The organism is Streptomyces hypolithicus, assembly GCF_052934925.1.
In genome coordinates, this window is record NZ_CM128811.1 from 2415529 (window position 1) to 2442307 (window position 26779).

General features: G+C 68.9%; 25 protein-coding genes and 1 pseudogene. 7 read left to right on the forward strand and 19 right to left on the reverse strand.

Annotated elements, in window-relative coordinates:
- Positions 1-96 precede the first annotated feature (96 nt).
- The 15 genes from recQ to ACU6WZ_RS11330 form a co-directional block, all read right to left on the reverse strand.
- Positions 97-2328: a DNA helicase RecQ gene (recQ, locus tag ACU6WZ_RS11260; RefSeq protein ID WP_447033045.1), complete on the reverse strand. Its 2232-nt coding sequence runs from the start codon at positions 2326-2328 to the stop codon at positions 97-99.
- 139 nt (positions 2329-2467) lie between these two features.
- Positions 2468-4120: an NADH-quinone oxidoreductase subunit NuoN gene (gene nuoN / locus ACU6WZ_RS11265; RefSeq protein ID WP_447033046.1), complete on the reverse strand. Its 1653-nt coding sequence runs from the start codon at positions 4118-4120 to the stop codon at positions 2468-2470.
- Positions 4117-5679 carry an NADH-quinone oxidoreductase subunit M gene (locus ACU6WZ_RS11270; protein WP_447033047.1) on the reverse strand — a complete coding sequence of 521 codons (1563 nt, stop codon included), beginning with the start codon at positions 5677-5679 and terminating at the stop codon, positions 4117-4119. Before ACU6WZ_RS11270 ends, nuoN begins: the two co-directional genes overlap by 4 nt.
- 5 nt (positions 5680-5684) lie before the next feature.
- Positions 5685-7586 carry an NADH-quinone oxidoreductase subunit L gene (nuoL, locus tag ACU6WZ_RS11275; protein WP_447033049.1) on the reverse strand — a complete coding sequence of 634 codons (1902 nt, stop codon included), beginning with the start codon at positions 7584-7586 and terminating at the stop codon, positions 5685-5687.
- 15 nt (positions 7587-7601) lie between these two features.
- Entirely contained in the window at positions 7602-7901 is a 300-nt protein-coding gene (nuoK, locus tag ACU6WZ_RS11280; protein WP_069927518.1) for an NADH-quinone oxidoreductase subunit NuoK, read from the reverse strand.
- Complete coding sequence (locus tag ACU6WZ_RS11285) at positions 7898-8719, reverse strand: NADH-quinone oxidoreductase subunit J (RefSeq protein WP_447033051.1); 822 nt, start codon at positions 8717-8719, stop codon at positions 7898-7900. The genes nuoK and ACU6WZ_RS11285 overlap by 4 nt, the downstream gene beginning before the upstream one ends.
- Positions 8716-9354, reverse strand: a complete 639-nt coding sequence (gene nuoI / locus ACU6WZ_RS11290) for an NADH-quinone oxidoreductase subunit NuoI (RefSeq protein ID WP_447033053.1) — start codon at positions 9352-9354, stop codon at positions 8716-8718. Before nuoI ends, ACU6WZ_RS11285 begins: the two co-directional genes overlap by 4 nt.
- Positions 9326-10654 (reverse strand): NADH-quinone oxidoreductase subunit NuoH, encoded by a 1329-nt coding sequence (nuoH, locus tag ACU6WZ_RS11295; protein WP_447033995.1) that lies wholly within the window; start codon positions 10652-10654, stop codon positions 9326-9328. Before nuoH ends, nuoI begins: the two co-directional genes overlap by 29 nt.
- Before the next feature lie 59 nt (positions 10655-10713).
- Positions 10714-13221 carry an NADH-quinone oxidoreductase subunit G gene (locus ACU6WZ_RS11300; protein WP_447033054.1) on the reverse strand — a complete coding sequence of 836 codons (2508 nt, stop codon included), beginning with the start codon at positions 13219-13221 and terminating at the stop codon, positions 10714-10716.
- Positions 13218-14579, reverse strand: a complete 1362-nt coding sequence (gene nuoF, locus ACU6WZ_RS11305; protein WP_447033055.1) for an NADH-quinone oxidoreductase subunit NuoF — start codon at positions 14577-14579, stop codon at positions 13218-13220. Before nuoF ends, ACU6WZ_RS11300 begins: the two co-directional genes overlap by 4 nt.
- Positions 14576-15385: an NADH-quinone oxidoreductase subunit NuoE gene (gene nuoE, locus ACU6WZ_RS11310; RefSeq protein WP_447033056.1), complete on the reverse strand. Its 810-nt coding sequence runs from the start codon at positions 15383-15385 to the stop codon at positions 14576-14578. The genes nuoF and nuoE overlap by 4 nt, the downstream gene beginning before the upstream one ends.
- Positions 15386-15420: 35 nt before the next feature.
- Positions 15421-16746 carry an NADH-quinone oxidoreductase subunit D gene (locus tag ACU6WZ_RS11315; protein WP_447033058.1) on the reverse strand — a complete coding sequence of 442 codons (1326 nt, stop codon included), beginning with the start codon at positions 16744-16746 and terminating at the stop codon, positions 15421-15423.
- On the reverse strand, positions 16743-17459 hold the full coding sequence (locus ACU6WZ_RS11320; protein ID WP_447033059.1) for an NADH-quinone oxidoreductase subunit C: 717 nt from the start codon (positions 17457-17459) through the stop codon (positions 16743-16745). Before ACU6WZ_RS11320 ends, ACU6WZ_RS11315 begins: the two co-directional genes overlap by 4 nt.
- Positions 17456-18010 (reverse strand): NuoB/complex I 20 kDa subunit family protein, encoded by a 555-nt coding sequence (locus tag ACU6WZ_RS11325; RefSeq protein ID WP_214920477.1) that lies wholly within the window; start codon positions 18008-18010, stop codon positions 17456-17458. The genes ACU6WZ_RS11320 and ACU6WZ_RS11325 overlap by 4 nt, the downstream gene beginning before the upstream one ends.
- Before the next feature lie 18 nt (positions 18011-18028).
- The gene (locus ACU6WZ_RS11330) at positions 18029-18388 is read right to left on the reverse strand and encodes an NADH-quinone oxidoreductase subunit A (RefSeq protein ID WP_447033061.1); all 360 of its coding nucleotides are present in this window, start codon (positions 18386-18388) and stop codon (positions 18029-18031) included.
- 851 nt (positions 18389-19239) lie between these two features.
- On the opposite strand from ACU6WZ_RS11330, the gene ACU6WZ_RS11335 reads away from it, so the two are divergent.
- A complete protein-coding gene (locus ACU6WZ_RS11335) occupies positions 19240-20148 on the forward strand; it encodes a C40 family peptidase (RefSeq protein ID WP_447033063.1) in 909 nt (302 codons plus the stop codon).
- 235 nt (positions 20149-20383) lie between these two features.
- Here ACU6WZ_RS11335 and ACU6WZ_RS11340 read toward each other — a convergent pair whose 3' ends face one another.
- Positions 20384-21256 (reverse strand): NAD(P)-dependent oxidoreductase, encoded by an 873-nt coding sequence (locus ACU6WZ_RS11340; RefSeq protein WP_447033064.1) that lies wholly within the window; start codon positions 21254-21256, stop codon positions 20384-20386.
- Between the two features lie 49 nt (positions 21257-21305).
- Between ACU6WZ_RS11340 and ACU6WZ_RS11345 the strand changes: the two genes are divergently transcribed.
- Positions 21306-21713 carry a MerR family transcriptional regulator gene (locus ACU6WZ_RS11345; protein ID WP_447033066.1) on the forward strand — a complete coding sequence of 136 codons (408 nt, stop codon included), beginning with the start codon at positions 21306-21308 and terminating at the stop codon, positions 21711-21713.
- 63 nt (positions 21714-21776) lie between these two features.
- Positions 21777-21857, forward strand: a pseudogene (locus ACU6WZ_RS11350) (phosphotransferase-like protein); the annotation flags it as partial.
- Between the two features lie 23 nt (positions 21858-21880).
- Here ACU6WZ_RS11350 and ACU6WZ_RS11355 read toward each other — a convergent pair.
- Together ACU6WZ_RS11355 and ACU6WZ_RS11360 are read right to left on the reverse strand one after the other, a co-directional pair.
- Positions 21881-22177, reverse strand: coding sequence for a hypothetical protein (locus tag ACU6WZ_RS11355; protein ID WP_447033067.1), 297 nt, complete (start codon positions 22175-22177; stop codon positions 21881-21883).
- A 116-nt stretch (positions 22178-22293) separates the two neighbouring features.
- Positions 22294-22740 (reverse strand): ATP-binding protein, encoded by a 447-nt coding sequence (locus ACU6WZ_RS11360; protein WP_447033069.1) that lies wholly within the window; start codon positions 22738-22740, stop codon positions 22294-22296.
- Positions 22741-23002: 262 nt separating this feature from the next.
- Between ACU6WZ_RS11360 and ACU6WZ_RS11365 the strand changes: the two genes are divergently transcribed.
- The 3 genes from ACU6WZ_RS11365 (at position 23003) to ACU6WZ_RS11375 (ending at position 24743) form a co-directional block, all read left to right on the forward strand.
- Positions 23003-23857: a helix-turn-helix domain-containing protein gene (locus tag ACU6WZ_RS11365; RefSeq protein WP_447033071.1), complete on the forward strand. Its 855-nt coding sequence runs from the start codon at positions 23003-23005 to the stop codon at positions 23855-23857.
- 11 nt (positions 23858-23868) lie between these two features.
- Positions 23869-24066 (forward strand): DUF397 domain-containing protein, encoded by a 198-nt coding sequence (locus ACU6WZ_RS11370; RefSeq protein WP_447033072.1) that lies wholly within the window; start codon positions 23869-23871, stop codon positions 24064-24066.
- Between the two features lie 266 nt (positions 24067-24332).
- Complete coding sequence (locus ACU6WZ_RS11375; protein WP_447033074.1) at positions 24333-24743, forward strand: hypothetical protein; 411 nt, start codon at positions 24333-24335, stop codon at positions 24741-24743.
- A gap of 41 nt (positions 24744-24784) precedes the next feature.
- On the opposite strand, the gene ACU6WZ_RS11380 is transcribed toward ACU6WZ_RS11375, so the two are convergent.
- Positions 24785-26068: a geranylgeranyl reductase family protein gene (locus ACU6WZ_RS11380; protein WP_447033075.1), complete on the reverse strand. Its 1284-nt coding sequence runs from the start codon at positions 26066-26068 to the stop codon at positions 24785-24787.
- A gap of 98 nt (positions 26069-26166) precedes the next feature.
- On the opposite strand from ACU6WZ_RS11380, the gene ACU6WZ_RS11385 reads away from it, so the two are divergent.
- A complete protein-coding gene (locus ACU6WZ_RS11385) occupies positions 26167-26682 on the forward strand; it encodes a GNAT family N-acetyltransferase (protein WP_447033077.1) in 516 nt (171 codons plus the stop codon).
- The last annotated feature ends 97 nt before the right edge of the window (positions 26683-26779 follow it).

Consider the following 26779-nt stretch of genomic DNA (forward strand, 5'->3'; position numbering starts at 1 on the left):
CCGCAGGGCGTCCGGCGGGCCGGGGGCTTACGGCCTGGTGCGCGGCCGTTACCCCCGTTCGGGAAGGGGCGGGTCGGGGAAGGCCCCGCGCAGTGGCTAATCCTCCGGTGGCTCCGCGCCCCAGTCCCACTCCGGGTCGCCCCCGCGGCCAAAATCCCCGGCCTGAGCCGGCGGGGCCGATCCCGGGGCCGGGGTCTCCGCCACAGCCGGGGTGTCCACCGGAGCCGGGGTCTCCGCCACAGCCGGGGTCTCCACCGGAGCCGGGGTCTCCGCCACAGCCGGGGTCTCCACCGGAGCCGGGGTCTCCGCCACAGCCGGGGTCTCCACCGGAGCCGGGGTCTCCGCCACAGCCGGGGTCTCCACCGGAGCCGGGGTCTCCGCCACAGCCGGGGTCTCCACCGGAGCCGGGGTGTCCACCGGGGCCGGGATCTCCGGCGCGCCCGCGTCAAACCCCGCCAGCACCCCCAGCACCCCCTCCCCGTACGTAGCCAGCTTCTTCTCGCCGAGCCCGGCGATGCCACCCAGCTCCGCCACCGACCCAGGCCGCACCGAAGCGACCTCCCGCAGCGTCGCGTCGTGGAAGATCACGTATGCCGGTACGCCCTGCTCCCGCGCCTGCTCCGCACGCCACGCCCGCAGCGCTTCGAAGACCGGCACCGCCTCCGCCGGCAGATCCGCGTTCGCGGCGGACGCCTTCGCCTTGCGCTCCCCTTTCGCGGAGCGGGCGGCGGCGGCCGGCTCTGCCTCCTTGCGCAACCGCACCTCACGCTCCCGGCTGAGCACCGACGCACTCGCGTCGGTCATCACCAGCGTGCCGTACTCCCCCTCGACCGCCAGCAGCCCCTGCGCCAGCAACTGCCTTACCACGCCCCGCCATTCCGTCTCGGCCAGCTCCTCACCGATGCCGAACACCGACAGCTGGTCGTGGTCGAACTGGATCACCTTGGCGGTCTTGCGACCCAGCAGAATGTCGACGATCTGACCGGCCCCGAACTTCTGCCTGCGCTCCCGCTGCAACCGCACCACCGTCGACAGCACCTTCTGCGCCGGCACCGTCCCGTCCCACGTCTCCGGCGGGGTCAGGCACGTGTCGCAGTTGCCGCAGGACGCCGCAGCGCCCACCGCGTCAAGATCTTGACCGAAGTACGCCAGCAACTGCGCCCGCCGGCACCCGGCCGTCTCGCACAGCGCGAGCATCGCGTCGAGATGGGACGCCGCGCGCCGCCGGAACGCCTCGTCACCCTCCCCGCTCTGCAGCATCTTGCGCTGCTGTACGACGTCCTGGAGGCCGTACGCCATCCACGCTGTCGACGGCAGCCCGTCGCGGCCGGCCCGGCCGGTCTCCTGGTAGTACCCCTCGACCGACTTCGGCAGGTCCAGGTGGGCGACGAAGCGCACGTCCGGCTTGTCGATGCCCATGCCGAAGGCGATCGTCGCCACGACGACCAGGCCCTCCTCCCGCAGGAAGCGCGACTGGTGCGCGGCGCGCGTCCTCCCGTCGAGCCCCGCGTGGTACGGCACGGCCGTGATGCCGTTGTTGCAGAGGAACTCCGCCGTCTTGTCCACGGAATTGCGCGACAGGCAGTAGACGATCCCCGCGTCTCCGGCGTGCTCGTCGCGCAGGAAGGACAGCAGCTGCTTCTTCGGGTCGGCCTTGCCCACGATCCGGTACTGGATGTTCGGCCGGTCGAAGCTCGCCACGAAGTGCCGGGCGTCCGGCATCCCCAGCCGCTGGGTGATCTCCCGGTGGGTGGCATCCGTGGCCGTCGCCGTCAACGCGATGCGCGGCACGTCCGGCCACCGCTCGCCCAGCACGGACAGCGTCAGATAGTCCGGCCGGAAATCGTGCCCCCACTGGGCGACGCAGTGCGCCTCGTCGATGGCGAACACCGAGATCTTGGCCCGGCCGAGCAGGTCGAGCGTGGCGTCCAGCCGCAGCCGCTCCGGCGCCAGATAGAGCAGGTCGAGCTCCCCGGCGAGGAGGTCCGCCTCCATCGCGCGCCGCTCGCCGAAGCCCTGCGTGGAGTTGATGAACCCGGCCCGCACGCCCAGCGCCCGCAGCGCGTCGACCTGGTCCTGCATCAGCGCGATGAGCGGGGAGATCACAATGCCCGTACCCGGCCTGACCAGCGCGGGGATCTGGTAGCACAGCGACTTTCCGCCGCCGGTCGGCATCAGCACGACGGCGTCGCCGCCACCCACCACATGCTCGATGACCGCACCCTGCTCGCCGCGGAACGCCTCGTACCCGAAAACGCGGTGCAGCGTCTCAAGCGCGTCGCTCCGTGTCACCTCGCCGGTCTCGACCATGCCGTCCGTCCCGTTCATCGCTCTGTCCCCCGTACGTACCGTGCCCGGTATCCCACGATAGGGGCCTCCACTGACACACCTGACCCAAAGCAGCCGCCCGGCACCCCCTGGGAGGGGGAACACCGGGCGGCAGCGGACCGCAGACGATCATGGGATGTCAGCGGGCGAAGACTGCCGCCTGCCCCGCCAGGTCCAGGAAGTACTGCGGTGCGACGCCGAGCACCAGCGTCACCACGACGCCCGCCCCGATCGCCGCCGTCGTCAGCGCCGACGGCACGGCGACCGTGGGTCCGTCCGCCTTCGGCTCGCTGAAGAACATCAGGACGATCACCCGGATGTAGAAGAAGGCGGCGATGGCCGACGAGATCACACCGACCACGACCAGCGCACCGGCCCCGCCCTCCGCCGCCGCCTTGAAGACCGCGAACTTTCCGGTGAAGCCGGAGGTCAGCGGGATACCGGCGAAGGCCAGCAGGAACACCGCGAAGACTGCGGCCACCAGCGGCGAGCGCCGCCCCAGCCCCGCCCATTTCGACAGGTGCGTCGCCTCGCCGCCCGCGTCGCGCACCAGCGTGACCACCGCGAAGGCGCCGATCGTCACGAAGGAGTACGCCAGCAGGTAGAAGAGGACGGACGAGATGCCCTCGGGCCTCGTCGCGATCACTCCGGCCAGGATGAAGCCGGCGTGCGCGATCGACGAGTACGCGAGCAGCCGCTTGATGTCGGTCTGGGTGATCGCGACGATCGCGCCGCCCAGCATCGTGATGATCGCTACGGCCCACATCACCGGACGCCAGTCCCAGAGCAGGCCCGGCAGCACGACGTACAGCAGCCGCAGCATCGCCCCGAAGGCGGCCACCTTGGTCGCGGCCGCCATGAAACCGGTGACGGGGGTGGGCGCGCCCTGGTAGACGTCCGGCGTCCACATGTGGAACGGAACCGCACCGACCTTGAAGAGCAGGCCGGTGAGGATCATCGCCCCGCCGATGAGCAGCAGCACGTCGTTGCCCATGGTGTCGGCGAGCGCGGGGTCGATCTGCTTGACCGTGCCGTCGACGACGCCGGCGATCTTCGCGTACGAGACGGAGCCGGCGTACCCGTACATGAGGGCGATCCCGAAGAGCAGGAACGCAGACGAGAAGGCGCCGAGGAGGAAGTACTTCACCGCGGCTTCCTGCGACATCAGCCGCTTGCGGCGGGCGACGGCACACAGCAGGTACAGCGGGAGCGAGAAGACTTCCAGGGCCACGAACAGCGTCAGCAGGTCGTTGGCCGCGGGGAAGACGAGCATGCCCGCGATGGCGAAGAGTACGAGCGGGAAGACCTCCGTGGTGGTGAAACCGGCCTTGACCGCCGCCTTCTCGCTGTCGCTTCCCGGTACGGACGCGGCCTGTGCGGCGAAGGAGTCGAGGCGGTTGCCGTGCGCGTCCGGGTCGAGCCTTCGCTCGGCGAAGGTGAACACGGCGACCAGCGAGGCCAGCAGGATCGTGCCCTGGAGGAACAGCGCCGGGCCGTCCACCGCGATGGCGCCCTCCGCCGCGATCTTCGCCTTGGTGGTGCCGTACCCGGCCGCCGCGAGCCCCACGACCGCCGCGAAGGCGGCGGCGATGGCGACGACCGACAGGAACAGCTGGGTGTAGTACCGCGCCCTGCGCGGCACGAAGGCCTCCACGAGCACGCCGAGCACAGCCGCGCCGACCACGATGAGCGTCGGTGCCAGCTGGGCGTACTCGATGTGGGGGGCGGTGAAACCGTCGGCGCCGGGCGCCGCGACCGTCGTCCACAGGCTGTGGACAGCTGATGCGCTCACTGTGCAGCCTCCACGGGCTCCGGGTTGGTCTTCTTTACGTCCGAAATGGTGCTCGTCACCGCCGGATCGACGATCTCGGTCAGCGGCTTCGGGTACACACCCAGGAAGACCAGCAACGCGATCAGCGGCAGGACCACCACCAGCTCACGGACCTTGAGATCCGGCATGCCCTGAACGGATGCCTTGACCGGTCCCGTCATGGTGCGCTGGTAGAGCACCAGCACGTAGACGGCGGCGAGCACGATGCCCGAGGTAGCGATGACGCCCACCACCGGATACGCGTCGAACACCCCGACCAGGACCAGGAATTCGCTCACGAACGGCGCCAATCCGGGCAGCGACAGTGTCGCCAGACCGCCGATCAGGAAAGTTCCGGCGAGCACCGGGGCCACCTTCTGCACCCCGCCGTAGTCCTCGATGAGCCGCGAGCCGCGCCGCGAGATCAGGAAGCCGGCCACCAGCATCAGCGCGGCCGTCGAGATCCCGTGGTTGACCATGTAGAGCGTCGCGCCGGACTGGCTTTGGGTGTTCAGCGCGAAGATGCCCAGGATGATGAAGCCGAAGTGCGAGATCGAGGCGTACGCGATCAGGCGCTTGATGTCGCGCTGGCCGACAGCGAGCAGCGCGCCGTAGATGATGCTGATCAGTGCGAGCACCAGGATCACCGGGGTCGCCCACTCGCTGGCGTTCGGGAAGAGCTGGAGGCAAAAACGCAGCATCGCGAAGGTGCCGACCTTGTCGACGACCGCCGTGATCAGCACGGCGACGGGTGTCGTGGCCTCCCCCATCGCGTTCGGCAGCCAGGTGTGCAGCGGCCACAGCGGCGCCTTCACCGCGAAGGCGAAGAAGAAGCCGAGGAACAGCAGCCGCTCGGTGGTGGTCGACATCTCTAGCGGCTTCTCGGCGATCTCGGTGAGCGAGAACGTCCCGCCGACGACGTACAGCCCGATGACCGCGGCCAGCATGATCAGGCCGCCGACGAGGTTGTAGAGGAGGAACTTCACCGCGGCGTACGAGCGCTGCGCCGCCGCCTTCTCGTCACTTCCGGCATGCGCCCGGTCCCCGAAGCCGCCGATGAGGAAGTACATCGGGATGAGCATGGCTTCGAAGAGGATGTAGAAGAGGAAGACGTCGGTGGCCTCGAAGGAGAGGATCACCATCGCCTCGACGGCCAGGATCAGGGCGAAGAAGCCCTGGGTCGGCCGCCAGCGGGACGACTTCGGTTCACTGGGGGCAGGATCGGCGTCGTGCCAGCCCGCCAGGATGACGAACGGGATCAGCAGGGCGGTCAGCGCGATCAGCGCGACCCCGATCCCGTCCACACCCAGTTCGTAGCGGACCCCGAAGTCCGCGATCCACGGCCGGGATTCGGTGAGCTGATAGCGGTCGCCGCCCGGTTCGAAGCGTACGACGACGATCGCGGCCAGCACGAGCGTGGTGAGGGAGAAGAACAGCGCCAGCCACTTGGCGGCGGTGCGGCGCGCGGCGGGCACGGCGGCGGTCAGGACCGCGCCGACCGCCGGGAGCACCGCCGTCGCGGTGAGCAGTGGGAAAGACATCGTGATCAGACCGCCCTCATCAGCAGGGTCGCGGCAATGAGGATCGCCGTACCGCCGAACATCGAGACCGCGTACGAGCGGGCGTAGCCGTTCTGCAGCTTGCGCAGCCGGCCGGAGAGCCCGCCGACCGAGGCCGCCGTTCCGTTGACCACGCCGTCGACCAGGGTGTGGTCGACGTACACCAGCGAGCGGGTGAGGTGCTCGCCGCCGCGGACCAGGACCACGTGGTTGAAGTCGTCCTGGAGGAGATCGCGCCGGGCCGCGCGGGTCACCAGCGAGCCGCGCGGAGCGACGACCGGGACGGGCCTGCGCCCGTACTGGAGGTACGCCGCGGCGACTCCGGCCAGCAGGACGACGACCGTAAGCCCGGTGATCACCGGCACGCTGATCGGCGGGTGCGGGTGCTCGAACCGCGTCACCGGCTCCAGCCAGTTCACGAACCGGTCGCCGATGCTGAAGAAGCCCCCCGCGAACACCGAGCCGAAGGCGAACACGATCATCGGGATCGTCATCGACCTGGGCGACTCGTGCGGGTGCGGGTCGTTGCCCTCCGCGTCCGGCTGCCAGCGCTTGTCCCCGAAGAACGTCATCAGCATCACGCGCGTCATGTAGTACGCCGTGAGGCCCGCGCCCAGCAGTGTCACCGTGCCGAGGATCCAGCCCTGGGCGCCGCCGGAGGCGAAGGCCGCCTCAATGATCTTGTCCTTGGAGAAGAACCCGGACAGTCCGGGGAAGCCGATGATCGCCAGATAGCCGAGCCCGAAGGTCACGAAGGTCACCGGCATGTACTTCCGCAGGCCGCCGTACTTCCTCATGTCGACCTCGTCGTTCATGCCGTGCATGACCGATCCGGCGCCGAGGAAGAGGCCCGCCTTGAAGAAGCCGTGCGTCACCAGGTGCATGATCGCGAAGGCGTAGCCGATCGGGCCGAGGCCGGCCGCGAGGATCATGTAGCCGATCTGCGACATCGTCGACCCGGCCAGGGCCTTCTTGATGTCGTCCTTGGCGCAACCGACGATCGCACCGAAGAGCAGCGTCACCGCGCCCACGACCACAACCGCGAGCTGCGCGTCGGGAGCGGCGTCGAATACCGCCCCGGAGCGGGTGATCAGGTACACGCCCGCAGTCACCATGGTGGCGGCGTGGATGAGGGCCGAGACCGGGGTCGGGCCCTCCATAGCGTCACCGAGCCAGGACTGGAGCGGCACCTGGGCGGACTTGCCGCAGGCCGCCAGCAGCAGCATCAGGCCGATGCCGGTCAGCGTGGCCTGGCTCGCCCCGCCGTCCTGCGCCTGCGACAGGACGGGGTCGAAGGCGAAGGTCCCGAAGGTCGTGAACATCAGCATGATCGCGATGGACAGCCCCACATCGCCGACGCGGTTGACGATGAAGGCCTTCTTGGCCGCCGTCGCCGCGCTCGGCTTGTGCTGCCAGAACCCGATGAGCAGGTACGACGCCAGGCCGACGCCCTCCCACCCGAAGTACAGCAGCAGGTAGTTGTCGGCGAGGACCAGCAGCAGCATCGCCGCGAGGAACAGGTTCAGGTAGCCGAAGAAGCGCCTCCGACGCTCGTCGTGCTCCATGTAGCCGACCGAGTAGATGTGGATCAGCGTGCCCACACCCGTGATCAGCAGGACGAACGTCATCGACAACTGGTCGAGCTGGAAGGCGATGTCGGCCTGGAAGTCCCCGACGGGCACCCAGCTGAACAGGTGCTGGCGCATGGTCCGCGCCTCGACGTCGTACCCCAGCATGGCGCTGAACAGCACCACGCCGATCACGAACGAGGCCGCCGCGAGCAGCGTGCCGAGCCAGTGGCCCACCCGGTCGAGCCGGCGCCCGCCGCACAGCAGGACCACCGCTCCGAGCAAGGGCGCTGCGACGAGCAGCGCAATCAAGTTCTCCACGATTCTTGCGACCCCTTACAGCTTCATCAGGCTGGCGTCGTCGACCGAGGCCGAGTGGCGGGACCGGAACAGCGACACGATGATCGCGAGCCCCACCACGACCTCGGCTGCGGCGACGACCATCGTGAAGAACGCGATGATCTGCCCGTCGAGATTGCCGTGCATGCGGGAGAAGGCGACGAATGCGAGGTTGCAGGCGTTGAGCATCAGCTCGACGCACATGAAGACCACGATCGCGTTCCGCCGGATCAGCACCCCGGCGGCGCCGATGGTGAACAACAGCGCCGCTAGATACAGATAGTTGACCGGGTTCACTTCGTGACCTCCGATTCGTCCTGGTCACGGCCCAGCCGCTCCTCGGAGCGCTGCTCCAGCGCCTTGAGGTCGGCCAGCGCCTGGTGCGACACATCCCGGATCTGGCCACGCTCACGCAGTGTCCTCATGACCGTGAGCTCGGCCGGCGTGCCGTCGGGCAGCAGTCCCGCGATGTCCACCGCGTTGTGCCGGGCGTAGACGCCGGGTGCGGGCAGCGGCGGCAGGTGCTTGCCGCGTACGCGCTCCTGGGACATCTCCCGCTGCGTCTTCGCGCGCTCGGTGCGCTCCTTGTGCGTGAGCACCATCGCGCCGACGGTCGCCGTGATGAGCAGGGCGCCGGTGAGCTCGAAGGCGAAGACGTACTTGGTGAAGATGAGTTCGGCCAGGCCCTCGACGTTCCCGCCGGCGGCGGAGTTGGCCTTGCCGAGACCGTTGAAGGTGGACAGCGACGCCTGGCCGATGCCCGCGATCAGCAGGACGCCGAAGCCGAGTCCGCAGCCCGCGGCCAGCCACCGCTGGCCCTTGAGGGTCTCCTTCAGGGAGTCCGCGGCCGTGACGCCGACCAGCATCACCACGAAGAGGAACAGCATCATGATCGCGCCGGTGTAGACGACGATCTGGACCACGCCGAGGAAGTACGCGCCGTTGGCGAGGTAGAAGACCGCCAGGATGATCATGGTTGCGGCCAGGCACAGCGCGCTGTGCACCGCCCGCCTCATCAAGACGGTGCACAGCGCGCCGATGACGGCGACCGTGCCGAGCACCCAGAACTGCACGGCCTCACCGGTCGAAGCGGCGGAAACGGCGAGCGTGTTCATCCCTCCACCACCCTCTTCGACGCGGGCTCGTCCTCGCCGAACGTGGACGCGGCCTCCTGCGGCCGCTCACCCTTGCTGAGCGCCACCTGACGCTCCGTGCCGGGCGCCGCCTCGGTGACCAGCCCCCGGTAGTAGTCCTGCTCGTCCGTGCCGGGGAAGATCGAGTGCGGTGACTCGACCATGCCTTCCTCCAGGCCGGCCAGCAGCTGCTCCTTGGTGTAGATCAGCGACTCGCGGCTGCTGTCGGCCAGTTCGAAGTCGTTCGTCATCGTCAGCGCGCGGGTGGGGCACGCCTCGATGCACAACCCGCACAGAATGCAGCGGGCGTAGTTGATCTGGTAGACGCGGCCGTACCGCTCACCCGGGGAGTAGCGCTCCTCCTCCGTGTTGTCCGCGCCCTCCACATAGATCGCGTCGGCCGGACAGGCCCAGGCGCACAGCTCGCACCCGATGCACTTCTCCAGCCCGTCGGGATGCCGGTTGAGCTGGTGCCTGCCGTGGAAGCGCGGCGCCGTCGTCTTCTGCTGCTCCGGATACTGCTCGGTCAGCCGCTTCTTGAACATGGCCTTGAAGGTCACGCCGAAGCCGGCCACCGGGTTTTGGAACTCAGGCACGGTCGGCCTCCTCTCCGTCACTCTTAGTGTCCGGCCCACCACTGACAATCAGCTCACGCGGGTGGCGTGAGCGCCTGCGCGGCACCGGCGGCAACTCCTGTCCGGGCAGCGGCGGCACCGGGAATCCACCGGCCATCGGGTCGAACCCGGCCGGTTCCTCGGCCTCCCGCTCCGCCCTCTCCTGCTTGTCGCGCTTGTCGCGGAAGATGTCGGCGACGAAGGACAGCAGCAGGATCGCGAGGATCGCCCCGGCGACGTACAGCACGACGCTCTGGAACTCCATGTTCTCGTTGCGCATCGCGCGGACCGTGGCGACCAGCATCAGCCACACCACCGAGACCGGGATCAGGACCTTCCAGCCCAGCTTCATCAGCTGGTCGTACCGCACGCGTGGCAGCGTGCCGCGCAGCCAGATGAAGAAGAACAGCAGCAGCTGGACCTTGACGACGAACCAGAGCAGCGGCCACCAACCGTGGTTCGCGCCCTCCCAGAAAGTACTGATCGGGTACGGGGCCCGCCAGCCGCCCAGGAAGAGGGTGACCGAGACCGCCGAGACGGTGACCATGTTGACGTACTCGGCGAGCATGAACAGCGCGAACTTGATCGACGAGTACTCGGTGTTGAAGCCGCCGACCAGGTCGCCCTCGGACTCCGGCATGTCGAAGGGGGCGCGGTTCGTCTCGCCCACCATCGTGACGACGTAGATGATGAAGGACACCGGCAGCAGGATGATGAACCAGCGGTCCTCCTGCGCCTCCACGATCGCCGAGGTCGACATCGACCCGGAGTAGAGGAAGACGGACGCGAAGGCCGCGCCCATCGCGATCTCGTACGAGATCATCTGCGCGCACGAGCGCAGACCGCCGAGCAGCGGATACGTCGACCCGGACGACCAGCCCGCGAGCACGATGCCGTAGATGCCGACGGAGGCGACCGCGAGGATGTAGAGCATCGCGATCGGCAGGTCGGTCAGCTGCATCGTGGTGCGCTGCCCGAAGATCGAGACCTCGTTGCCGGCCGGGCCGAACGGGATCACCGCGATCGCCATGAACGCCGGGATCGCAGCGATGACGGGGGCCAGGACGTAGACGACCTTGTCCGCCCGCTTGACGATCACGTCTTCCTTGAGCATCAGCTTGATGCCGTCGGCGAGCGACTGGAGCATGCCCCAGGGGCCGTGCCGGTTGGGGCCGATGCGCAGCTGCATCCAGGCGACGACCTTGCGCTCCCACACGATGGAGAACAGCACGGTGATCATCAGGAACGCGAAGCAGAAGACGGCCTTGACGGCGACGAGCCACCAGGGGTCGCGGCCGAACATGGACAGGTCCTCGGCTGCCAGCACGCTCTGCTGGGCCTGCGCGATATGGACGAGGGCACTCACGCTCGCACCTCCGGTGCGTCGGTGGCGGCGGCGGCCGTCGCCGGGCCGATGCGGACGACCTGCCCGGGAACCGCGCCGGTGTCGGTGGCGACGCCGCCGCCCGTCGAGTTGAGCGGCAGCCACACCACCCGGTCCGGCATGGCGGTCACCCGCAGCGGCAGCTGGACCGTCCCGGCCGGGCCGGTGACGGCGAGCAGGTCGCCGTCCTTGACGCCCGTGCCGGCCGCGGTGACCGCGGAGAGCCGGGCGACCGCCGCGTGCCGGGTACCGGCGAGGGCCTCGTCCCCGTCCTGGAGACGGCCCTGGTCGAGCAGCAGCCGGTGGCCGGCCAGCACGACCTCGCCGTCACCGGGCCGCGGCAGCGGCTGGGCCGGCTCGGCCGGGTCGGTGGCGTGCGCCCCGCTCCACACGCCGAGGCGGTCCAACTCGCGGCGCACGGCCCGTACGTCAGGAAGAGCCAGATGCACGTCCAGTGCGTCGGCCAGCATGTGCAGCACCCGGGTGTCCGTGGGCGCCAGCGTGCGCGCCATCTGGTCGGGCTTGAGCGCGGCCTCGAACATCCGGGCCCTGCCCTCCCAGTTGAGGAAGGTACCGGGCTTCTCGGCCACGGCGGCGACCGGAAGGACGACATCCGCCCGGTCGGTCACCTCGCTGGGGCGCAGCTCCAGCGAGACCAGGAAACCGGTCTGGTCGAGAGCCGCCCGCGCCCGCGCCGGGTCGGGCAGGTCCGCCACCTCGACGCCCGCGACGACGAGGGCGGCCAGCTCGCCGGTGGCGGCGGCCTCCAGGATCTGACCGGTGTCGCGCCCGTGACGGCCCGGCAGTTCGGCCACACCCCACGCCGCCGCGACCTCCTCCCGCGCGCGCGGGTCGGTCGCCGGGCGGCCGCCAGGCAGCAGCGACGGCAGCGCGCCCGCCTCCACGGCGCCGCGCTCACCGGCCCGCCGGGCGATCCACACCAGGGACGCGCCGGTCGCGGTGGCCGCCCGTACGGCGGCGGTGTACGCGCCGGGTACGGCCGCCAGCCGCTCCCCGACCACGATCACCGCCCCCTCGCCGCGCAGCGCTTCGGCGGCCGCGTCACCGCTGCCGTCCAGCGCGGTGCGCCCGGCGAGGGCGTCGAGCCATTCCGGTTCGGTGCCGGGCACGGCGGGAAGCAGCGTGCCGCCCGCCTTGGTCAGGCCGCGGGTGGCGTGCGTGGCCAGCGCGAAGGTGCGCTGGCCGTGCTTCCGGTTGGCCTTGCGCAGCCGCAGGAAGACGCCGGGCGCCTCCTCCTCGGCCTCGATGCCGACGAGGAGCACCGCGGGCGCTTTCTCCAGCGCCGTGTACGTGACGCCCGTGCCGTCGAGGTCGCGTCCGCGTCCGGCGACCCGGGACGCGAGGAAGTCGGCCTCCTCGCCGCTGTGGACGCGCGCGCGGAAGTCGATGTCGTTGGTGTCGAGTGCGATACGGGCGAACTTGGCGTACGCGTAGGAGTCCTCGACGGTGAGCCGGCCGCCGGTCAGCACCCCCGCCCTCCCGCGCGCCGCCGCCAGCCCCATGGCCGCCGCCTCAAGCGCCTCGGGCCAGCTCGCCGGCTCCAGTACGCCCGCCTCATTGCGTACCAGCGGAGTGGTGAGCCGGTCGGGACGCTGCGCGTAGCGGAAGCCGAAGCGGCCCTTGTCGCAGACCCACTCCTCGTTGACCTCGGGGTCCTCGGCGGCCATGCGCCGCATGACCTTGCCGCGCCGGTGGTCGGTGCGGGTCGCGCAGCCGCCCGCGCAGTGCTCGCAGACCGACGGCGACGACACAAGGTCGAAGGGCCGCGACCGGAAGCGGTACGCCGCCGAAGTCAGCGCGCCCACCGGGCAGATCTGGATGGTGTTCCCGGAGAAGTACGACTCGAAGGGGTCGCCCTCACCGGTGCCGACCTGCTGCAGGGCGCCGCGCTCCAGCAGCTCGATCATCGGGTCGCCGGCGATCTGGTTGGAGAAGCGGGTGCAGCGCGCGCACAGCACGCACCGCTCGCGGTCCAGCAGCACCTGCGTGGAGATCGGCACGGGCTTCTCGAACGTCCGCTTCCTGCCCTCGAAGCGCGACTCCGAGTCGCCGTGCGACATCGCCTGGTTCTGCAGGGGGCACTCGCCGCCCTTGTCGCAGACCGGGCAGTCCAGCGGGTGGTTGATCAGCAGCAGCTCCATCACTCCGCGCTGCGCCTTGTCGGCGACCGGCGAGGTGATCTGCGACTTGACGACCATGCCGTCGGTGCAGGTGATGGTGCAGGACGCCATGGGCTTGCGCTGGCCCTCGACCTCGACGATGCACTGACGGCAGGCGCCGGCCGGGTCGAGGAGCGGGTGGTCGCAGAAGCGCGGGATCTCGATACCGAGCAGCTCGGCGGCCCGGATGACCAGCGTCCCCTTGGGGACGGAGATCGGGATGCCGTCGATGGTCAGCGACACGAGATCCTCGGGCGGCAGCGCCGCCTCGCCGCCCCCGGAGGGAGAACTTGTCGTGACGGTCATGCGTTCACCTCCGTGGTGCGGGCGGTCCGGTCGGCCCACAGGGTCGACTTGGCCGGGTCGAAGGGGCAGCCCTTGCCGGTGATGTGCTGCTCGTACTCCTCACGGAAGTACTTGAGCGAGGAGAAGATCGGGGACGCGGCGCCGTCGCCGAGCGCGCAGAACGACTTCCCGTTGATGTTGTCGGCGATGTCGTTCAGCTTGTCGAGGTCGGACATCTGTCCCTTGCCGGCTTCGATGTCGCGCAGCAGCTGCACCAGCCAGTAGGTGCCTTCGCGGCACGGGGTGCACTTGCCGCAGGACTCGTGGGCGTAGAACTCGGTCCACCGGGTCACGGCCCGCACCACGCACGTCGTCTCGTCGAAGCACTGGAGCGCCTTGGTGCCGAGCATCGACCCGGCGGCGCCCACGCCTTCGTAGTCCAGCGGGACGTCGAGGTGTTCGTCGGTGAACATCGGGGTCGAGGAGCCGCCCGGCGTCCAGAACTTCAGCCGGTGTCCGGCCCGCATGCCGCCGCTCATGTCGAGGAGCTGGCGCAGCGTGATGCCGAGCGGGGCTTCGTACTGGCCGGGCGTGGTGACGTGGCCGCTGAGCGAGTACAGCGTGAAGCCGGGCGACTTCTCGCTGCCCATCGACCGGAACCAGTCCTTGCCCCTGTTCAGGATCGCGGGAACCGACGCGATGGACTCGACGTTGTTCACAACAGTCGGACACGCGTAAAGACCCGCGACGGCAGGGAAGGGGGGACGGAGCCGGGGCTGACCGCGCCGGCCTTCCAGCGAGTCGAGCAGTGCGGTCTCTTCACCGCAGATGTACGCGCCCGCCCCCGCGTGCACGGTGAGTTCGAGGTCGAGTCCGCTGCCCAGGATGTTCTCGCCGAGGTAGCCGGCCGCGTATGCCTCCCGTACGGCCTCGTGCAGCCTGCGCAGTACGGGGACGACTTCACCGCGCAGGTAGATGAACGCGTGGCTCGACCGGATCGCGTAACAGGCGATCACGATCCCCTCAATGAGGGAATGCGGGTTCGCGAAGAGGAGCGGGATGTCCTTGCAGGTCCCCGGCTCCGACTCGTCGGCGTTGACAACAAGATAGTGCGGCTTGCCGTCGCCCTGCGGGATGAACTGCCACTTCATGCCGGTGGGGAAGCCCGCCCCGCCGCGCCCGCGCAGGCCGGAGTCCTTGACGTACGCGATGAGGTCGTCCGGCGCCATGGCGAGGGCCTTGCGCAGGCCTTCGTACCCCTCGTGCCGGTGGTAGGTCTCCAGCGTCCAGGAGTCGGGCTGGTCCCAGAAGGCCGACAGGACGGGTGAGAGCAGCTTTTCGGGGCTGGTCTCGTTGATCTCGGCTGCCAAGGTCATCACTTCCCCTCCTCGGTGACCGGTCCGGCCGGGTTCTGCGGGTCGGAGGCCGCGGTCTTCTGAGGCGCGTCGTGTGCGCTGAGCCCGATCTCCGGTTCGCTGTCGCGCGGCGGCTGTCCGCCGCGCTGGGTGACGACCCGCTTGGGCGCGGCCTCGCCCTTCGCGAGGCGCAGGCCCACCAGCGACGCGTTGCCCGCGCCGCCGGAGGCGTGTACGGCGCCGGGGCGCTGGTCCGGGAAGCCGGCCAGGATGCGGGCCGTCTCCTTGTACGAGCACAGGGGGGCGCCGCGCGTCGGGGTCACCTGCTCGCCGGCCCGCAGGTCGTCGACGAGCTGCTTGGCGGAGTCGACGGTCTGGTTGTCGAAGAACTCCCAGTTGACCATCACGACCGGCGCGAAGTCGCAGGCCGCGTTGCACTCGATGTGCTCCAGGGTGACCTTGCCGTCGTCGGTGGTCTCGCCGTGGCCGACGTCCAGGTGCTCTCGGAGCGCGTCGTAGATCGCGTCGCCGCCCATCACCGCGCACAGCGTGTTGGTGCAGACCCCGACCTGGTAGTCGCCGGAGGGCTTCCGCCGGTACATCGAGTAGAAGGTCGAGACGGCGGTGACCTCGGCGGTGGTCAGGCCCAGCGACTCGGCGCAGAACCGGACGCCGGTGCGGGTGACATGCCCCTCCTCGGACTGCACGAGGTGCAGCAGCGGGAGCAGGGCGGACCTGCTGTCGGGGTAGCGGGCGATCACCTCTTTGGCGTCCGCGTCGAGCCGGGCGCGTACGTCGGCCGGGTAGTCGGGAGCGGGGAGCTGCGGCATCCCCAGACTCACCTCTGGCTTTGCTGGTGTGGCTGTCACCGGTCGACGCCTCCCATCACGGGGTCGATGGATGCGACGGCGACGATGACGTCGGCGACCTGGCCGCCCTCGCACATCGCCGCCATGGCCTGCAGATTGGTGAAGGACGGGTCGCGGAAGTGGACCCGGTAGGGGCGGGTGCCGCCGTCGGAGACGACGTGCACGCCGAGCTCGCCCTTGGGCGATTCGACCGCGGTGTAGGTCTGCCCCGCCGGGACCCGGAAGCCCTCGGTCACCAGCTTGAAGTGGTGGATCAGGGCCTCCATGGAGGTGCCCATGATCTTCTTGATGTGGTCGAGCGAGTTCCCCAGGCCGTCGGGGCCGAGCGCGAGCTGGGCGGGCCAGGCGATCTTCTTGTCGGCGACCATGACCTCGCCGGGCTCCCTGAGCCGGTCCAGGCACTGCTCGACGATCCGCAGGGACTGTCGCATCTCCTCAAGCCGGATCAGGAAGCGGCCGTAGGAGTCGCAGGTGTCGGCGGTGGGGACGTCGAACTCGTACGTCTCGTAACCGCAGTAGGGGTCGGTCTTGCGCAGGTCGTGCGGCAGGCCGGCGGAGCGCAGGACGGGCCCGGTCGCGCCGAGCGCCATGCAGCCGGTGAGGTCCAGGTAGCCGACGTCCTGCATGCGGGCCTTGAAGATGGGGTTGCCGGTGGCGAGCTTGTCGTACTCCGGCAGGTTCTTCCTCAGGTTCTTCACCAGCTCGCGCAGCTGGTCCATCGCGCCTGGGGGCAGGTCCTGGGCGAGGCCACCGGGGCGGATGAACGCGTGGTTCATCCGCAGGCCGGTGATCAGCTCGAAGACATCGAGAATCAGTTCACGATCACGGAAACCGTAGATCATGATCGTCGTCGCGCCCAGCTCCATACCGCCGGTGGCGATGCACACCAGGTGCGAGGAGAGCCGGTTGAGCTCCATCAGCAGGACGCGGATGGCGGTCGCCCGGTCGGGGATCTGCTCCTCGATGCCGAGGAGCTTCTCGACGCCCAGGCAGTACGCCGTCTCGTTGAAGAACGGCGTCAGGTAGTCCATGCGCGTCACGAAGGTCGTGCCCTGCGTCCAGTTCCGGTATTCGAGGTTCTTCTCGATCCCGGTGTGCAGGTAGCCGATGCCGCAGCGGGCCTCGGTGACCGTCTCGCCGTCGATTTCGAGGATGAGCCGGAGCACGCCGTGCGTGGACGGGTGCTGCGGGCCCATGTTGACGATGATGCGCTCGTCGTCGGACTTGGTGGCGGCCTGGACGACCTCGTCCCAGTCGCCGCCGGTGACGGTGTAGACGGGTCCTTCGGTGGTCTCTCGCGCAGAGGCGGATGGGGTGTTCACGAGTACGACCTCCGCTGGTCCGGAGCCGGGATCCGGGCGCCCTTGTACTCGACGGGGATGCCGCCGAGGGGATAGTCCTTGCGCTGCGGGAAGCCCTGCCAGTCGTCCGGCATCATGATCCGGGTGAGGGCGGGGTGCCCGTCGAAGACGAGACCGAAGAAGTCGTACGTCTCGCGCTCGTGCCAGTCGTTGGTCGGGTAGACCGCGACCAGCGACGGGACGTGCGGGTCACTGTCCGGGGCGCTGACTTCCAGGCGCACGAGCCGGCCGTGGGTCAGCGAGCGCAGGTGGTAGACCGCGTGCAGCTCCCGGCCCTTGTCCTCCAGGAAGTGGACGCCGCTCACCCCCGTGCACAGCTCGAAGCGCAGCGCGGGGTCGTCCCGCAGGGTCCGCGCCACCTGTACCAGGTGCTCGCGCGCGATGTGGAAGGTGAGCTCGCCGCGGTCGACGACGGTCTTCTCGATGGCGTTGGCCGGGAGGAGGTCCTGCTCCTCCAGCGCGCCTTCGAGCTCGTCGGCCACCTCGTCGAACCAGCCGCCGTACGGACGCGGGGTGGCCCCGGGCAGGGTCACGGTTCGTACGAGACCGCCGTAGCCGCTCGTGTCGCCGCTGCTGCCGGCGCCGAACATGCCCTTGCGCGTACGGATGACCTCGCCGGTGTCGTCGCGCTGGGCGGGCAGGTCCCTCTCGTTGCGCTGCTCGTCGTCGCTCACCGCAGCAGCCCCTTCATCTCGATGGTGGGGAGCGCCTTGAGGGCCGCTTCCTCCGCCTCGCGGGCCGCCTCTTCCTGATTCACTCCGAGCTTGGAGTTCTGGATCTTGTGATGGAGCTTGAGGATCGCGTCCATCAGCATCTCGGGGCGGGGCGGACAACCGGGCAAATAGATGTCAACAGGGACAATGTGATCAACGCCCTGCACAATGGCGTAGTTGTTGAACATTCCGCCTGAAGAGGCGCACACGCCCATGGAGATGACCCACTTGGGGTTCGGCATCTGGTCATAGACCTGCCGCAGCACCGGCGCCATCTTCTGGCTGACCCGGCCCGCGACGATCATCAGGTCGGCCTGCCGCGGCGAGCCACGGAAGACCTCCATGCCGAAGCGCGCCAGATCGTAACGGCCCGCGCCCGTCGTCATCATCTCGATGGCGCAGCAGGCGAGGCCGAAGGTCGCGGGGAAGACGGAGGATTTCCGCACCCAGCCCGCGGCCTGTTCGACGGTGGTCAGCAGAAAGCCGCTGGGCAGCTTCTCTTCGAGTCCCATTGGTGACTCCTCAGCCCCTCAGTCCCATTCCAGGCCGCCGCGCCGCCACACGTACGCGTAGGCAACGAAGACGGTGAGCACGAAGAGCAGCATCTCGACGAGCCCGAAAAGCCCCAGGGCGTCAAAGGAGACGGCCCAGGGGTAGAGGAAGACGATCTCGATGTCGAAGACGATGAAGAGCATCGCCGTCAGGTAGTACTTGATGGGGAAGCGGCCGCCGCCGGCGGGCGTGGGTGTCGGCTCGATGCCGCACTCGTACGCTTCAAGTTTTGCCCGGTTGTAGCGCTTTGGGCCGACAAGCGTGGCCATGACCACGGAGAAGATCGCAAAGCCTGCCCCGAGGGCGCCGAGCACGAGGATGGGCGCGTAGGCATTCACGCTCCTCGCTCCTTCCAGTCGTCCTTGACCGTTGGACCGCACGGGGCTTGCGCTTTCTCCGCCTCTCCACCACCTTCACCACGCGAAGATCGTGCATATGTGAGGCAGTTCACAAGCCCGGCTGCCTCGCATCCTATGCCTGTCGGTCTGTGATCTGCGACACGGGGTCGTTACCGCCTTTGTGATCTCCACCACCAGGCGAAGGATCATGAAGTCGCATGAGCGGTGATCTTTGCACGCGAAGCGCCCGAGTGATTACGAGACGTGACAAGCGCAGGTGTTACCGCTGGTCGGGAGGGGTGTCCCGCTATCAAGGCACACCCCTCGCGGGCAAATTGGCGGTGAAACGGCTTCGGGTGATAGAGCGCGCGACGGACGGTCTGCCGGGGGGTGTCGTGCAGGCGGGCGGAGGCGGGCGGCGACAGGTGCGCGCATTCACGAGCGCGACCGGGGCGCGAATCACCGCCCGGATCGCCACGGAACATCCGCGGATCACTCCTTGATCACTGCTTCAGCACTTCTTGATCACCCCTTGATCGCCCCGGAGATGGCAGCGCCGTCGCGCCCGAGACCCTCCGGCGACCCAGAGGTTGCCGATCTGTGACCTGTGCCACTCGGCCAGGACGGCGCGGAAAGCGGGCTTGGCCAACGGTGCGAACGGATGGTAGGCGCCGGTCAATTCGGGCGTATTGCTGAAACCCCGTGATCACAGCGCTGATCACGGATGCCCGTATTGCCCGTTACGGCGCCAATAAGGCCCGGCAGAAGTCCGATTCGAGCCGTCGCGGGGCAACTGTGGCGCACCCCACCTTTCTTGAAGGGAACCCTGAACCCCTGATAGCGGTTGTCCCATGCCCAACACCGCTCACATACCCAGCCACCGGAAACCCCGTCGCAGCGCCTCGAAGGTCGCGCTCCGTGCCGGAGTTGCCGGCAGCGTCCTCAGCACCCTCGCGGTGGCCGGTGCTGCCGGGCCGGCGAATGCCGAGCCGGTGACCTCGACCATCGAGATGCCCACCATCACGGCAGAACTGGCGACCAGCGTCGCCGTCTCCGCCGAGGCCACCCAGCAGGTCGCGCACGCCTACGATCTCCAGGCCCAGCAGGACCAGGCCGCCGAAACGGCAGCGAAGGCCGCCAAGAAGGACAAGGCGGACGCCGAACGCAAGGCGGAAGCCACGCGCAAGGCCGAAGAGGCCGCGCAGAAGAAGGCCGCCGAGGCCGCTGAGGAAGCGGCCGCCAAGAAGGAGCGCGCCTCGCGCACCGCAGAGCGTACGACGCTCAGCGCCTCCTCCAACGACTCCGGCGCCTCCGACTCGGCGTCGGCCTCGGCCTCGTCCTCCTCCTCGTCCTCCTCCTCGCCCTCCTCCTCGCCCTCCTCCTCCTCGTCCTCCTCCGCCGCCACCGGCAGCGCGGCCTCCGTCGTGGCCTTCGCGCGCGCCCAGGTCGGCGACGCTTACGTCATGGGCAGCACCGGGCCCAACTCCTGGGACTGCTCGGGCCTCATGCAGGCCGCGTTCCGCCAGGCCGGCATCGACCTCCCGCGCGTCTCGGGTGCCCAGTCGAGCCAAGGCACCTCCGTCTCGGTCGACAGCCTCCAGCCGGGCGACATCCTCTACTGGGGCGGTCGCAGCGACTCGTACCACGTGGCGGTCTACGTGGGCGGCGGCAAGTACGTCGGCGCGCAGAACCCGAGCACCGGCGTCGTCGAGCGCTCGCTCGACTGGGACCGCCCGGACGGCGCGGTCCGCGTGCTCTGAGCGACTAACTTCTCGTACGGCGAAGGGCCGTCCATTCCCGGGTGGGAACGGACGGCCCTTCGCCGCGCCCCCGTCCTCGGCGTTTCGGGTCAACTGCGGTGGACGCGCACTCTCGCACTTCCCAGCAGACCGGCGGACCGCGAGGTCCCGTCTTCCCCTGGGGGACAGATGCAGACGCCCCTCGTCGCCTGGGTCACCGTGCGCACGCAGGAGATGCGCCACGCACCGCCGGTCGTCACCGGTCGAACTCTTCGATCAGCACAGGATATTGCTCTCCGCCGTGTCCAGCCGCGATCGCGCGGTCGGCCATCGCCTTGATCAACTTCGGCAGTTCGGCGTTCACACCCACTGCCTCGCTCTCCTCGATCAGGTGCTCCATCGCCCGCGCATCAGTCTCCAAGGCAGACACCTCTGCCGGGAAGGAGCCGCTGTCGATCTGCTCGGCATACCCAGGCAGCCATTCGGCCACACCGGCAGCGATCTGCTGCGCGAACGGTGCATACGTCGCGGCGTCGACACCGGCCGTCCTGAGCATGGCAGTGCCCTGGAGCCACGCGTTGAGGACGCTCCACATCATGGCCAGGCCGGCCACGTCGTACAGCGACGCCAGCCCATGATCCGCCCCCAGGTAGGTGACGGTGCCGAGCGCGCCGAGTGTCGACTTGTGCGCCTCGAAGTCCGCCTGCGGCCCGCTGTGCAGAATCACCGCCTCAGCGGTGCCGATTGTCGACGGGATGGCCATGATGGCGCCGTCCAGGTAGCGGGCGCCGCGCTGCTCGGCCCATCGGGCGGCTTCCCTGGCCTGGGCCGAGCTCCCCGAGGTCATGTTGAGCAACATCGTGCCGTCCAGCTCGACATCGTTCGCGCCGAGCAGCTCGTGCATGGCCGGGTAGTCGGTGACGCAGATGATCGTCAGAGAACCTGCCTTGAGCGCGTCGCCCAGCGTCGGCGCCAGGCGTGCACCCTCGGCCACCAGCTGGTCGGCTTTGGAGGACGTACGATTCCACACGGTTGTGCGATGCCCGGCTTTCAGGAACGCGCCGGCGAGTGCCTGGCCCATCAGTCCGAGTCCGATGACTGTCACGGGTGTTTCGGGGCTGTTGTTCATGGCAACATCGTCAACGTTGATACCGGTATGAAGGTCAAGTGAGGTTTCGATGCGGATCGGGGAACTGAGTCGTCGGACGGGCGTCAACACCCACCAGTTGCGCTACTACGGGGCCCAGGGCCTGCTGGAGGCAGACCGCGGCGCGAACGGTTACCGCGAGTACGACGAAAACGCCGTGCTGCGGGTGAAGCAGATCCGGCACCTGCTTGGTGCCGGTTTGTCTTCCGAGGACATCGCGTACCTGCTGCCCTGTGCGCTCGGAGAGGCCCCAGAGCTTCCCGGGTGTCCCGAGTTGCTGGCCGCGATGCGGTCGCGGCTGCAGCGACTGAACGATCAGATAGACAGGCTCGCTCAATCCCGCGACGCTCTCGCCGACTACATTGATGCGGCCGGGCGAACGGGCAGCGAGACCTATCCACCCTTTGACGATGCCGACCTGGAGCCCGTCCCCGCCTAACCTCGATTGTTCATGAAGGGTCCGTCAGCAAGCTGACGGACCCTTCATGAACAATCGAGGTTAGTGCTCTACGACCTGGAGGTGGACACCACGCACACCGAGTCGCTGGAGTGTGCGCGGATCATCGCAGCCCGCGTCAAGTGATCGCACGGGCCGATCGCCCGCCTCTACTGCCCCTGATACGGGGGCTGCTGGGCGTACGGGTTCTGCTGGAGCGGCGGGTGCTGCGGGGCCTGGCCCGGCGGCGGCGTGGCCGGGTAGTGCGGCTGCTGGCCCGGCTGCGGCGGCATCGGCGGGTACTGCGCCTGGTTCGGGTGGCTCATGGGTGGGGCGGGGGCCCAGCCGGCCGGGGCGGTCGGCGCTGCGTTGTTGTTGCGGCGGCGGTGCGTCGCGACCAGTGCCACGATGCCCACGACCAGCGCCACGACGACTACCAGTGCGATGACGCTTACGATGGCCAGCATCCCTCAACCTTCCCGCAACCACGGCGGCGCCGTGCTCCCGTGCCCAGCGCCCTGATGTACCCATCGGGAAGCCTACGGGGTCGGCTCGGGGGTGGTGGCCTTTGTCGTGGGCGCGGTCACTCGACAAGGGTGAACCAGACGGACTTGGACCGGGCCGACCGGCCGCCGTGCGCGGTAGCCCCCCAGCGGGCGGCGAGGCACTCCACGAGGACGAGCCCCCGGCCGTGTTCATCCTGTTCCGGATGCCCGGTGAGTGCGGCAACACGGCGATCGGGCCTGGGCGGAGACCCGGGCTCGTCGTCCGTCACGTACACGGTCACTTGCCTCCTGTTGACCGTGATGTCCACCCGGACCAGCCGCGAGCGCGTGTGGCAGTGCGCGTTGGTCACGACCTCGCTCACGCACAGGCGTGCGTCGTCGACGAGCGCCGGGTGCCCGGTGGCGCGCAGCAGCGCCCCGACGAAGTCCCGCACGATCTTGGGAGCGGTGGGGGTGTTGGGCGCGACGAGCTGATAGCGCTCGCCTCGCTGGGGGAGGTAGGGGGTGGGGGGTAAGGGGGACATTACGGAGGTCATATGGAGGTCTCCCTACGCGAGCCGGTTTCAGCCGTGCAGTGTTGTTCGTGGCCCGTGGCAATGGCCGGCCGTACGCCACCAACTGGCTTACGGTCTGCTGCACTTCGGGCCTGTGAACAGGTGACGTCGTGTCACCGGAACGATAGGGTGCATACACGCCCCGGAGCAAGGTTGACCCCGCAATTCACCCGGTCGAGTGGACCGCTGACTCGAATACGCGCAAGACTGTGCGCAGACAGGGGAAGGTGACATGCCGCCGAGGGACAACCCGACCGCACGCCAGGCACGCTTGGGTGGTGAGCTGAGGAAGCTGCGCGACCGCGCGGGCAGGACCGCACGCGAAGCCGCCGGGCTGATCTCGACCGACCAGGCCAAGATCAGCCACATAGAAGCGGGCCGGACCGGCATCGGCGAGGACCGGATCCGCCGCCTGGCCAGCTTCTACGCCTGCGACGACACAGCCCTGATCGAGGCGCTCTGCGCCATCTCACGGGAGCACCGCGGCCAGTTCTGGTGGGACGAATACCGGGGTGTACTCGCCCCCGGCTTCCTGAACATTGCCGAACTGGAACACCATGCGCGCTACATCCGCTGCCTCCAGTCCGTCACGCTTCCAGGCCTGCTCCAGACAGAGGGGTACGCACGGGCACTGTTCGACGGATTGCTCCCCGAGCTTCCCGACGACGAGGTAGAAGCGAGAGTGGAGCACCGCATGCGCAGGCAAACCGTTCTCGACCGCGATGAGCCGCCGGAATTCGAGGTCATCGTGCACGAGGCCGCGCTGCGGATGCGGGTAGGCGGGCGCAAGATCGCGCGCGATCAGCTGGTGCATGTGCTGGAGGCGGCAGATCGGCAGGGCGTGACGGTTCGGGTGATTCCGTTCGCCAGCGATCAGTTCGTCGACATCACCCAAACCGTGCTGTACGCGGGAGGCGTGGTGCCTTCACTGGACACCGTGCACATCGATACGCCGTTCCACGGCCTCTACCTGGATGCCGAAGCGGACCTCCACAGATACCGGATGCAGCTCGACGTGGCGCAGCAGGCGTCGCTGGCGCCCGAGGAGTCGCGCAGCTTCATTCACCACATCGCGCGAGACATGTGAGAATCCGCAGCATGAACGCAGCAATTGAGTGGCAGAAGTCCTCCTTCTCCGGCACCGGGGAGCAGTGCGTCGAGATCGCGGAGCATGCCGGCGAGATCCTGATGCGCGAGAGTGATGACCCGAACGCGGTCACCGCCACGAGCCGGACCAAGTTCGCTGCGTTCATCCAGGGTGTCAAAGCAGGCGAGTTCGACCACTTCGCCCAGTAGCCCCTTTGCCGCACCACCCGCGAGAGCCCTCCACCCATGCCGGTAGGGGGCTTTGCGCATACCTGAGGGCATGCATGCCCCGGAGCATGCTTGCGCCTGGGGTGCAAGTGACGCTACCGTCACCGTACGTCGTCAACCCGGCCCGACTTCACTGCCGGACCGCGCCCTCGACGCCGTAACTCCCCCTGCTCACAAGCCTGTTGAGGCAGACCTGAAACCGCCCTCGGGGAGGCGGCACCCGCAACGCTGCGATCGGACGGTCGACCATGCGTACACCTCACGCCCCCGCAGACACCCGCCTCGAACGCGACTTCCGGTTCGAAGTGCTCCGGTACGGGCCCGCGACAGACTTCGTCCCCGAACCGGTCGACCTCCGCATCCTGGCCAACCCCCGCGAGGCCATCCGCGTCATCCGCATCCAGCTCCGCGCGAGCCACGTCCTCGGGCTCACCCCGCACGAGACGTCCCGAGCCCTCTACTGGGCCGAACAGGGCGGCTGGGTGCAGGCACTCGCCTCCCTGCACCGCGGCGACCCATGCGGATTCGTGCTCATGCTCCGCCGTGGCCGGCACATCGAGTGGCACGTACGCCCGGTGACGTACGTATCGCTCCAACCCGCCCCCCACGCCCGAGACGGAGCACTCCCGTACAGCAGCAAGCCCTGCACGCCGCACTGAGCGGTCAGTCGTCCTTCGCCGGGCAGGGGGCCGGGCCGGGCTCAGGAGTTGGGCGCGACCTTCGACAGGCCGTTGATGATGCGGTCCATCGCGTCGCCACCCGTCGGATCCGTCAGGTTGGCGAGCATCTTCAGGGTGAACTTCATCAGCACCGGGTGCGTCAGACCGCGCTGGGTGGCGATCTTCATGACCTTCGGGTTGCCGATGAGTTTCACGAACGCACGGCCGAGCGTGTAGTAGCCGCCGTACGTGTCCTTGAGGATTTTCGGGTAGTTGTGGAGGGCCAGTTCGCGCTGCGCGTCGGTCGCGCGGGCATGCGCCTGGACGATGACGTCCGCGGCGATCTGACCCGACTCCATGGCGTACGCGATGCCCTCACCGTTGAACGGGTTCACCAGGCCGCCCGCGTCACCGACCAGCAGCAGGCCCTTGGTGTAGTGCGGCTGGCGGTTGAAGGCCATGGGGAGCGCGGCGCCGCGGATCGGCATCGTCATGTTGTCCGGGGTGTAGCCCCAGTCCTCCGGCATCGACGCACACCACGCCTTGAGGATCTCGCGCCAGTCCAGCTCCTTGAACGCCTTGGACGAGTTCAGGATGCCCAGGCCGACGTTTGACGTGCCGTCGCCCATGCCGAAGATCCAGCCGTAGCCGGGGAGCAGCCGCTCCTGCGGGCCGCGGCGGTCCCACAGCTCCAGCCAGGACTCCAGGTAGTCGTCGTCGTGGCGGGGCGAGGTGAAGTACGTACGGACGGCCACGCCCATCGGGCGGTCCTCGCGGCGGTGCAGACCCATGGCGAGCGACAGGCGGGTGGAGTTGCCGTCGGCGGCGACGACGAGGGGCGCGTGGAAGGTGGCCGGGGTCTTCTCCTCGCCGAGCTTGGCGTGGACGCCGGTGATCCGGCCCGTACGCTCGTCGACGATCGGGGCGCCGACGTTGCAGCGCTCGTGGAGGCGGGCGCCGGCCTTCTGGGCCTGGCGGGCGAGCTGCTCGTCGAAGTCGTCGCGCTTACGGACCAGGCCGTAGTCGGGGTACGAGGCGAGGTCCGGCCAGTCGAGCTGGAGGCGGACGCCGCCGCCGATGATGCGCAGGCCCTTGTTGCGGAGCCAGCCGGCCTCTTCGGAGATGTCGATGCCCATGGACACGAGCTGCTTGGTGGCGCGGGGGGTGAGGCCGTCACCGCAGACTTTCTCGCGCGGGAACGCGGTCTTTTCGAGCAGCAGGACGTCGAGGCCTGCCTTCGCCAGGTAGTAGGCGGTGGTGGAGCCGGCGGGTCCGGCCCCGACGACGATCACATCTGCGCTGTGCTCGGAGAGGGGCTCGGTCACGGCGGGATCTCCCGAAGACTCGATATCGCGTGCCGTGGGGCACAGGTCAAGGGCAGTCTAGGGGGGTGCACCGACCGTCCGACCGAAGGGTTGCCCCTGTGACAAAGCCGTCCCCCGCCCCCGCCCCTCGGCTGCGGGTGCCCACCGAGGAGGACGCCCTGGCCTGGCACCGGGTCTTCGACCACCCGGAGGTCATGGAGTTCCACGGCGGTGCGTCGGCGGAGCTGTCCGCGTACGACGAGTTGACCGCACGGCAGCGCAGACACGATGCCGAGCACGGCTTCTGCCTGTGGACGATGTTGGACGAGGGCGGGCAGGTCCTGGGCTTCACGGGCGCCCAGCCCTGGCCGCACACGTCGTTCGGACCCGTCGGTCAGATCGAGATCGGGTGGCGGCTGGGGCGGGCGTACTGGGGCAGGGGTTACGTGACCGCGGCCGCGTGGACGGCCCTGGAGCGGCTGCGGGCGGCGGGTGTGCCGGAGGTGGTGGCGATGGTCAACTCCCGCAACGAGAGGTCGGTCGCGGTAACGCGGCGGCTGGGGATGGAGCTGGCTGAGACGTACACGACGCCGAAGTCCGAGCAGACGGCTTATTGCTTCCGGCTCAAGCTCTGACGGCTGCCTGGCTCTACTGGTTCTGACGGCTCTGGCTTCGGCCTCGGAAGCTGTTGGCCTACTGGCATGCCCCGGCCTTGCGGTGCAGAATCGAGTC